Source organism: Enterococcus sp. AZ078, assembly GCF_051714985.1.
Classification (GTDB): Bacteria; Bacillota; Bacilli; order Lactobacillales; family Enterococcaceae; genus Enterococcus_B; species Enterococcus_B hirae.
Genome location: NZ_JBIOSW010000001.1, coordinates 1,004,154 through 1,012,500, shown reverse-complemented (window position 1 = coordinate 1,012,500; position 8,347 = coordinate 1,004,154). Strand labels below are relative to the sequence as shown.

Genomic DNA, 8,347 nt, shown 5'->3' with positions numbered 1-8,347 from the left:
TTTTTAAAAGCGAATATTCCTCTCGATAATTAGTATTTTGACGTTTTTTTATAGTTTTTTCAGCGCGTTTAACACCAATTCAGATACAAAAGTTCGGTTCCGCGTATTTACGTTTTTTATAAATTCGAGCACTTCCCTATATTGTTTGTTTTTTGAATAAAAAAAACAAGTAAAGTTAACCCCCTTTACTTGTTTTCTTCTTTTACAATCGGAATAAAGATCCTAAAAATGGTACCCTGCCCAACGACACTTTCTGCATTGATTCTCCCTTTATAATTTTCAACCAATTGCTTAGCGATGGATAAGCCTAACCCATTACCACCTTTTGTTCGTGCTCTGGCTTTGTCGACACGATAAAAGCGATTGAAAATCTTATTAAGGTCTTCTTGTGGTATGCCTTCTCCAAAGTCTTGAATCGCAATTTCAAATTCGCTCAATGTAGAAGAAATCGAAATATGCACTTCTTTTCGATTGGTTGAATACTTCACTGCATTATCCAAAATAATAATGATTAGCTGTTCAAAGTGGTTACGATAAATTTGCAGAGTCACTTCTTTTGCTAAATCGTCATCTAAAGTAATGACATAATCTGGATATAGTATTTTGAAGTTATTGTAAACCTGGTAAGTGACTTCTTTCGCTAATGTCGTTTCATTCGCATAATGCATATCCACTTGTTCTGCTCTGGAAAGATCAAGCATTTCCTGAACCAAACTCTTCATTCGGCTAATTTCCTGCATGCTTGCAGCTAGTGATTCTTCTAAGATTTCAGGATCATCTTTCCCCCAACGATTCAATAAACTCAAGTGTCCCTCAATGATTGCTACTGGAGTTCTTAATTCATGAGAAACGTCTTCCACAAATTGTTCTTGCTGTTCAATATAAAGACGCATGCGATCAAGCATCTCATTGAAGATTTCAGCAAGATCAGCTAGTTCATCATTCGTATCGATTTCCGGCATATGAATATCTGATTGTGGGTCTTTACGAATCGTATCCATCGTGTCTCGTAAGACCTTTAATGGTTTTAAGAAATAAGAGGATAAGAAAAACCCGAGTATACTACTTAAAATCAAGGAAACGACTTCTAATACGATGAGTGTCAATAATAACTTGTTCCGAATATCATAAAAAGATGAAAGTTCATAAAAACTTTGAGCATAACCAATCTTTTCTCTCGTTTCTTTAGAATAGATCGGCTGGACAGAAAGAAAACCAGTTTTGCCATCTAACGTGACGATCGTTGGCACTTTTCTAGTTGTTTGGATCAATGAACGATCTTTTTCATGCGTTTTAAAAATTAATTTTTCATCTAAGTTATAGACATATAGATCCATTGAAGATTGTCCTAATTCGGAAATGAACGAATCGATTTTCATCAAATTCCCTTCAATGATTGATGTGTCACTGATGCTCGTATTATTTTCTGCATTTGTTAAGTTGCGGTAAGTGTTGACTAATGTCAGCTCTTCATTTGCATTGGCTAATCGTGAAGCGACTTCTGAGATCGTTCGTTCGTCATTGTTTCGCTCTTTTGCCACGATTAGATTGATTGAAGACTTATACGTAATGACCGCAAAAATGGTAAAAACAACGAATATAAAGAAAGAACTTGCAAAGGCCCACTTGATTGTCAAGGAGGGACCTTTAAGTTCTCTTTTTTCAGAATTTTTCGGTTTTATCACGAGCGCATCACATAGCCTGTTCCACGGACAGTTTGGATATAACTTTCTTCTCCAGGAACATCAATTTTATTACGAAGATAACGAATATAGACATCCACAACATTCGTTTCGACTTCTGTTTCGTATCCCCATACTTTGTTTAGTAAAACATCACGGGCTAATACAACATTTACATTTTCCATCAAAGTAAGTAACAATTCATATTCACGTTTTGTTAACTCAATGACTTCACTGCCGCGTCGTACGACACGATTTTCTTTTTCGATCGTTAGGTCACGATAGGTGATCGTTGTTTGTTTCGCTACATTCTTGTCTCCTTCAATGTCGATACGACGTAATAAGGCACGTAAACGAGCTAATAATTCTTCAATCGCAAAAGGTTTAACGATATAGTCATCTGCACCATGATCTAATCCTGAGACACGATCAATTACTGAGTCTCTTGCAGTCATCATAATGATTGGTGTATTTTTTACTTGACGGACACGACGGCATACTTCTAGTCCATTTAATTCTGGTAACATCAAGTCTAATAAAATAGCATCCCATTCATTGTTTAACGCTGCATCTAATCCTGTACGGCCATTGTAATGTACTTCTGCATTGTAGCCTTCATGCTTTAATTCTAACTCGACAAAACGAGCTAAGTTTTTCTCATCTTCAATGATTAGAATATTACTCATCAATTTTTTTCCTTTCTATTCTACGGGCTTTTCAAAACTCTATTATTATACCGATAATCTACTTAAAAATCTATAACCATTTTATCATGGATAACAATTTTTAAAAAGAGCTGAAGTCTTCTCTTTTCAGTTGACTCCAGCTCTCATGTCATCTTTTATTTTTCTTCATCTTCAAGAAGCGAAAAGATTACTCTTCATGATACCATGAATAATGGAAGATTCCTTCTTTATCTACCCGTTCATAGGTGTGCGCACCAAAATAATCACGTTGCGCTTGGATAATATTTGCCGGTAAGCGTTCTGCTCTATAAGAATCGAAATAAGCAATCGCAGAAGAAAAAGTTGGTACTGGAACGCCTGCTTGGACAGCTAGTGCGACTACATCTCTTACTGCTTGTTGGTATTTATTGGTGATGTCGACAAAATAATCATCTAATAAAAGATTTTCGATATCAGAATCCTTGTCATACGCATCAGTGATTTTTTGTAAGAAACGAGCACGAATGATACACCCAGCGCGCCAGATCTTAGCAATTTCACCAAATGGCAGATCCCAACCATATTCTTTAGAAGCAACACGTAATTGAGCAAAACCTTGTGCATAACTCATAATTTTGCTGAAGTACAATGCTTCACGGATTTTTTCGATTAACTCTTTTTTATCTCCAGTAAATGAAAACTCATTCGTGCGGGTTAGCACTTTGCTTGCTCGGACACGTTCATCTTTGTATGCTGAAATGTAGCGGGCAAAAACTGATTCTGTGATCAATGGTAAAGGAACACCTAGGTCTAACGCACTTTGGCTCGTCCATTTCCCTGTTCCTTTGTTACCAGCAGCGTCCATGATGACATCAACGATTGGTTTCCCAGTTCCTTCATCATCTTTTCTTGTTAGGATATCTGCAGTGATCTCAATCAAGTAACTGTCTAACTCACCTTGATTCCATTCTTTAAAGATGTCAGCCATTTCTTCAACTGATAAGCCTAAGATGTTTTTCATCAAGTCATAAGACTCTGCAATCAATTGCATATCGCCATATTCGATGCCGTTATGAACCATTTTGACATAATGACCAGCACCATTAGGACCGATGTAAGTCACACAAGGGGCCCCGTCTTCTGCTTTAGCAGAGATTTGCTCTAAGATTGGTGCAACCAATTCATAGGCTTCTTTTTGCCCTCCAGGCATGATTGAAGGTCCTTTTAAGGCTCCTTCTTCCCCACCTGATACACCTGTGCCGATAAAGTTGATACCAGAGTTAGCTAGTTCTTCATTCCGACGAATCGTATCTTTGAAGAAAGTATTTCCTCCATCGATTAAAATATCTCCTTTATCTAAATGCGGAAGTAATTCTTGGATGGTTGCATCCGTTGCCGGACCAGCCTTTACCATTAGAAGGATTCGACGTGGTTTTTCGATCGAATCGACAAATTCTTCGATTGAATAAGTTGCTTTAAATTTTTTGTCTGTGTGTTCTTCCACCACAGCAGTTGTCTTTGATCCAGTACGGTTAAAGAGGGCAACTGAATACCCACGACTTTCAATATTAAGGGCTAAGTTTTTACCCATTACGGCCATACCGACAACGCCGATTTGTTGTTTTGACATATGAACTCCTCCTACATATGGGATGTTCTCCCTAATCTCTATCATTATAGCTTAACATGGCGCTATTGCAAACCAAAGAAGCATATATTTTTATGACGTTGTTTCAATATTAATGGACGAGCTAGGAAAGTTTTAAAGTATCACAAAAAAATAAACCTCAAGGCTCCATGGTTAGCCTTGAGGTTTTTACATTTTCTAATTAAAATGTATTAAGCTTCTTTAGACATTACGTCCTTACCATCGTAGTAACCACAATTTGCACATACGTGATGGCTTTTTTTCATTTCACCACAGTTTGCACATTCGTTTAAACCTTTGATTGTCAATTTGTAGTGTGTACGACGTTTTGCTTTTTTAGCTTTTGATGTTCTTCTAGCTGGTACTGCCATTTTGCTACACCTCCTTGTAAAGTCTTGCACCTTAATTGATGCAATATATTCCAATCTTACGCTTTATCATCTTCATTTGATGGTTCATCAAAAAGTTCCGATAATTTTGCAAGACGAGGATCTACTTTTGTCTTGGCATCTTCTGATTTTCTACGCTCATATTCTTCTTCGGAAACGACTTCCCAATCTGTTCCTTTCGGTAGGTCAGTTGCGAGTTCTTCTTCCTCAGTTAATACGCGCATCGGAATTGCCAATAAAATGTTGTCTTCAATTGATTCTGTCAGGTCAAGTTTTGCATCTTCGATTAACAAAATCTCTTCTGCAGACAATTGGTCATCTCTGAGTTGATATTGTTCTTTTGTCATAAACAATTCGTCAACAGCAAAGTCCATCGGTAATTCAACCGGTTCTAAAGAACGCGTAGATGGAACAGTCAGAGTCGTCTGCACAGTGTAATGAACCAGATAGCCTTTTTTATCAACTGAGACTAACCCTTGGACTGCAACAGGCGCAACATCTAGTATTAAATTGTCTCGCTCCATGAGTTCCGCTTTAAGATCAAGGGTCTCATGAAATGTTAACGGTGTCTCTTGGTATTTTCTCAATTCGAGTAAGGACCATTTCATTTTTCATCACTCCTAAGCAACAAAAGCAATTATACAGGGCAAAAAGGTCCTTGTCAATGAAATTTTCTTGACACCTTACACTTCATTAAAAAACATTTTTTTTATTTATTCGTTATGTTGTCTTATTTTTATTTACGAACAAATTTCCATGGCAACTCGCAACTAATAGAGAATCCATTTTTTTAACTAAACTTTTTCTCTATTACGTGAAAGACTCTCTGTAAATTTTGACTTTTTCTCCTTATTGGTTCGTAAACTATATGTTTGAGAGTGGGACAATAGTCAGAAAAAAATCTGATTATTGCCCCATTTTTTTTTGATTTTAAGGTACACAAAAAGCACACAACCTTGTATGATTAAAGTGCCTAAACAAAAATCAAAGGAGTGTGCCTTATGTTTAAAAATTATACCATCAACCAAACAACTTTACCACTAGATGTAGAACATTATATTCCAGAAACGGATGTTGCCTTTGCGGTTCACTCGTTAGTAGAAGCAATCCCGCAAGCGCTCTTCAACCAAATTGAACAACAGCTGGGACGTCCAGCCTATCACCCCAAAATGATGTTGAAAATTCTTCTTTATGCCTACACGCAACGTGTTTTTTCTGGCAGAAAGATCGAATTTTTATTAGACGATAGTTACCGTATGCGTTGGCTAGCCAATCATGAACAAGTGAGTTACCGCACGATCAATCGATTCAGAAGTCAGGAAACGACAGCTCAGCTTCTAGCAGAGGCTTTTGTGTTGTTTCGCCGTCAACTGATAACCAATCAAGTGATAGATAATGAAGCCATCTTCGTTGACGGTACGAAAATTGAAGCAGACGCCAATAAGTTCAGCTTTGTTTGGCGTAAAGCCACCACTCGGTGTGAACGGTTGTTAGATGAAAAATCAGAAGCTTTTTATCAAACGCTTTATCAAGAGGAAATTCTTCCTTGCTTAAAAGAAGAAAGTCAATCCGATGGATTGACGAGCGACCAGTTAGAAGAAGTCGCTCATCATTTAGAAGCTGAACTCCATGAAACACAAGTACAATTAACACATGAAAAATGCAAAGAAAAGCAAAGTCAACTAAAGAAAAAAAGAAGAATGTATAAAAAATATCTCCGACAGGTACAAACGGATTATCTGCCAAGAAAACAAAAGTATGAACGGTATGCTCAACTATTTCAAGAACGAAATAGCTTTTCAAAAACAGATACTGATGCCACCTTTATGCGGATGAAAGACGATTATATGCGAAATGGACAGCTCAAGCCAGGTTATAATTTACAAATCGCCACCGAAAATCAGTATGTTTTGAGCTATGAATTATTTCCAAATCCCACAGACACCAAAACATTGAATCCATTTTTAGACAGTTTTTTAGACCGACATAAGGAGTTACCGGAGTACATTGTGGCAGATGCAGGGTATGGTAGCGAAGAAAATTACATGTATATCAACGATGTTCTACATAAAACTCCCTTAATTACATATGGCAGTTATCACAAAGAAAATAAAAAGAAGTACAAGGATAATCCGTTTAACGTGGAGAATTGGCGTTATCTTGAAGAACAAGACACCTATATTTGCCCAGCGAATCGTCCGGTACCGTTCAAAAATTATAGTCGCAGAAAAGATAAAGGTGGCTTTATTCGAGATTTCAAAATCTATGAATGTGAGGATTGTCGGAACTGTTCAGTTCGTCGTCAATGTACGCGTGCGAAAAGTGAACAAAAGCGAAAAATTCAAGTAAATAATAATTGGCGCTATTTCAAAGCAGAATGCAGAAAAAAGCTTTTAGAGGAGAAAACTGGTTCGATTTATCGGAAACGAAAAATTGATGTCGAACCCGTGTTCGGACATCTAAAGGCTCATTTGGCGTTCCATCGTTTCCATTTGCGTGGGAAACAAGGAGCAACGATTGATATTGGTTTGGCACTGATGGCATTAAATTTAAGAAAATTAGGAAAATATATGGAGAGGAAAGTGCGCAAAACAGAAAAAATAAGTTCTATTTTGACAATAAACATCAAAATCGAACTTATTTTCTTTTTGAGAAAGAACTATTGTCCCACTCTCAAACTATATGTTTACCCCAAAATTAACTGATGATTTTTAGAATAACATTCGATCATTCCTACAGAAGAACGATTTTTACTAACCAAGAATGATAACTAACGATATAAAAACAGCAGTTTTGATCGTTTATCCGGCTAAATTCTTCTACAAGTTGTTCTGTGGCGTACATACTTGATGGTTTCTATTTGCTCAAGTATTCAAGATGAACTACAATAAACAATATTTATAAGAAAAAGGAGCAGACGCTTGTTATGAACACACGAGATATCGAATATTATGTTCAAATTGTCAAGCAAAAGAATTTTACCAAGGTAGCCAAGTACTTTCAAGTTAGTCAACCGACGATCACTTACGCACTTAAGCGCCTGGAAAAAGAACTTGACGCAGTTCTTATCACGAGAGATCGTTCACACCACGAATTAGTGATTACCCCTGCTGGCAAACAGTTATTTATCCATGCACAATCTATCTTGCAAGAGATCAAGATGGCAAAAGCAGAGATTACGCAATTACAGAAAAAGAAATTACGATTTGGAATGCCACCAATCATTGGCAATGAATATTTTCCGAAATTATCCAGTTATTTTATTAAATCTCAGCTAATGGACCAAATTGAGATTACAGATGGTGGCTCGAGAGATTTGTATGGCATGATCCACCAAGGAAGAATCGATTTAGCGATCCTAGGCTCCACCCAACCAATTATCGATCAAAAATTAGAGATCGAATTACTTTTAGACAAGCGATTCATGATTGTCGTTGCTCCTACTCATCCTTTCGCTGACCGACAAACGATTTCTTTTAGCGACCTAACAGCTGAACAATTCGTTTTATTGAACGAGCATTATGTTCATCCTGCAGCTTTTAAAAAGTTAGCTAAACAGGCACATATTGAACCTAAAGTTGTTTACCAAAGCAATGACTTAGCCATATTGAAAAGCATGATTCGAGAAAATATCGGGATTGGTTTTTTAACTGAAATTGCTATTCACCCTGAAGATCATCTCGTATCGATCCCACTTTCCGATCAGCTTCAGCCGCACTTTCTGATTTCACTCGCTAAGCGTACTCAGCAAATCCCGACTCCTTTACAAGAAAATGTGGTTGAGGTCATCCAACAATTTATGAAAACTCAAAAGAAGAACAAATCTTAATTGAATGGCTATTAATAGGAATGAATAATAATTAACACTTTTGAATAAACAATAAATAATGATTGTACGGTAGTCTGCTCGTTCCTCTCTAATTGACACTTTAAGTAACATTAGAAAAAGGTCGTTTTAAAAAC

Annotated in this window: 7 protein-coding genes; 2 read left to right on the top strand and 5 right to left on the bottom strand. The window is 36.9% G+C overall.

Going from position 1 to position 8,347, the window contains the following annotated elements:
• Positions 1-185: 185 nt before the first annotated feature.
• The 5 genes from IGJ18_RS04840 to IGJ18_RS04820 form a co-directional block, all read right to left on the bottom strand.
• The gene (locus IGJ18_RS04840; protein ID WP_010719635.1) at positions 186-1,685 is read right to left on the bottom strand and encodes a HAMP domain-containing sensor histidine kinase; all 1,500 of its coding nucleotides are present in this window, start codon (positions 1,683-1,685) and stop codon (positions 186-188) included.
• Entirely contained in the window at positions 1,682-2,368 is a 687-nt protein-coding gene (locus tag IGJ18_RS04835) for a response regulator transcription factor (protein WP_005875038.1), read from the bottom strand. Before IGJ18_RS04835 ends, IGJ18_RS04840 begins: the two co-directional genes overlap by 4 nt.
• A 187-nt stretch (positions 2,369-2,555) precedes the next feature.
• Positions 2,556-3,977, bottom strand: a complete 1,422-nt coding sequence (gene gndA / locus IGJ18_RS04830) for an NADP-dependent phosphogluconate dehydrogenase (protein WP_438842954.1) — start codon at positions 3,975-3,977, stop codon at positions 2,556-2,558.
• A gap of 209 nt (positions 3,978-4,186) precedes the next feature.
• Positions 4,187-4,366 carry a 50S ribosomal protein L32 gene (gene rpmF / locus IGJ18_RS04825; RefSeq protein ID WP_010719637.1) on the bottom strand — a complete coding sequence of 60 codons (180 nt, stop codon included), beginning with the start codon at positions 4,364-4,366 and terminating at the stop codon, positions 4,187-4,189.
• 56 nt (positions 4,367-4,422) lie between these two features.
• Entirely contained in the window at positions 4,423-4,992 is a 570-nt protein-coding gene (locus IGJ18_RS04820) for a YceD family protein (RefSeq protein ID WP_010719638.1), read from the bottom strand.
• Between the two features lie 393 nt (positions 4,993-5,385).
• Between IGJ18_RS04820 and IGJ18_RS04815 the strand changes: the two genes are divergently transcribed.
• Together IGJ18_RS04815 and IGJ18_RS04810 are read left to right on the top strand one after the other, a co-directional pair.
• The gene (locus IGJ18_RS04815; protein ID WP_438842952.1) at positions 5,386-7,089 is read left to right on the top strand and encodes an IS1182 family transposase; all 1,704 of its coding nucleotides are present in this window, start codon (positions 5,386-5,388) and stop codon (positions 7,087-7,089) included.
• Positions 7,090-7,310: 221 nt separating this feature from the next.
• Positions 7,311-8,213: a LysR family transcriptional regulator gene (locus IGJ18_RS04810; RefSeq protein ID WP_053765615.1), complete on the top strand. Its 903-nt coding sequence runs from the start codon at positions 7,311-7,313 to the stop codon at positions 8,211-8,213.
• The last annotated feature ends 134 nt before the right edge of the window (positions 8,214-8,347 follow it).